Below are 1,219 nucleotides of genomic sequence, written 5' to 3'. Positions count from 1 at the left end.
GCATCTCGGCTTTATATTCATCCGAGTTGCGCAGCATCGCCATATACTCTTTACGCTCTTCCTCGCTGGCATTCTCTTTCAGAGGGCCCCATTTAGCCTGCGCCGCCTTCAACCCGTTGATATCCCCTTGCGTCTTGGCAATATCGGCGACCTGATTCCCAATCTCCCCTATCAGTTGCGCTTCCCTTAACCGGTTCTGCTCTTTCTCCTTATCAAATATCGGGCTTAACGTCTGGTTGGCGTGCTCAACATCCCGGCTCAGGTCGGCCACATCTTGCTGTTGGTTCACCGGGTCGCGAATGATAATCGTGCCTTCACTCACCGCCGACTGCGTGGTCGAACGCGCGCTGCCGCTGCCGTTCACTCCGGTCAGCAGGCCATTCGCCATATTCCCCGCGAACTGCCCACCGATGCTACCGCCCGAGCTGATACCCACGCTCTGGTGTTCCACCTGGTAGTCCGCCTTGTTCTCGATATCGCTGAACCCCAGCGTGCCGGTATCCAGTGTATTCTTGTCCGCACTGGCCGTCGAACCTATCACCGCACCGTTCAACTGCGTATGCTCACCCACCGTGATATCAACGCCCCCCTGGCCCGCAAAGATACCCGTCTGCTCCTGCACGCTGTCGTAGTTGTCGCTGTCCTGCTCGCTAATCAACCATGTCAGCCATTTACTTGCTGCTTTCATTACGCTTTCCCTGCGTTATTTTCCCACGGATTTTAACAGCCTTGTCGCTCCTGTCATTACCGGTTTTCCATCAGCGATGCTTCCCTAGGCGCGGACTGGCGAACAGGGATCGGCGCCCCACCTTAGACACACCGATCAGGCTGGCTAAGGTGCTGCAGTCTCGCTGAATGGGTTGGTGTTTGATGACCACGAGCGAGGCCCGTCTGAAGATTTGGCGCTGCAGTTTGAGGCGGTCAGCGGGATGCCTGAAGAAGAGCGCCATATTATCAAGGCGTTACCGGGTGAGATGATACTGAAGTACCAGACTAAACAGATTACTGAACGCAGTTAGGACAGGCGGCAACCTGCCTCAACCACTCACCACAATAACTAGTTAGGAATAGTTGATATGGCTAGGCAGCATCATGATCTTGCCCAGCAACGGTGGACACAGCCTTAAGCGAGGTTGCTTTCCTCAAATTGCACAGGGCTTAGCCCGCCGTTGGCACTATGCCGTCGGTGCCAATTGTAGTCTATCTCAATATACTCGAA

At 54.9% G+C, this 1,219-nt stretch carries 1 protein-coding gene and 2 pseudogenes; 1 reads left to right on the top strand and 2 read right to left on the bottom strand.

Going from position 1 to position 1,219, the window contains the following annotated elements; genetic code table 11:
* A pseudogene (locus tag AC559G_RS18180) lies at positions 1 to 634 on the bottom strand (hypothetical protein); the annotation flags it as partial.
* 167 nt (positions 635 to 801) lie between these two features.
* Here AC559G_RS18180 and AC559G_RS18175 point away from each other — a divergent pair.
* Positions 802 to 1,019, top strand: a pseudogene (locus tag AC559G_RS18175) (helix-turn-helix domain-containing protein); the annotation flags it as partial.
* A 104-nt stretch (positions 1,020 to 1,123) separates the two neighbouring features.
* Here the strand turns inward: AC559G_RS18175 and AC559G_RS18170 are convergent.
* Positions 1,124 to 1,219, bottom strand: a 96-nt coding sequence (locus AC559G_RS18170; RefSeq protein WP_498913690.1) for an IS3 family transposase, incomplete at its 5' end; no start/stop codon positions are given.

This window comes from Gibbsiella greigii (assembly GCF_039540155.1).
GTDB classification, from domain to species: Bacteria; Pseudomonadota; Gammaproteobacteria; order Enterobacterales; family Enterobacteriaceae; genus Gibbsiella; species Gibbsiella quercinecans.
The sequence above is the reverse complement of the archived record's forward strand: the minus strand, read 5'-3'. Positions and strand labels throughout refer to the sequence as shown.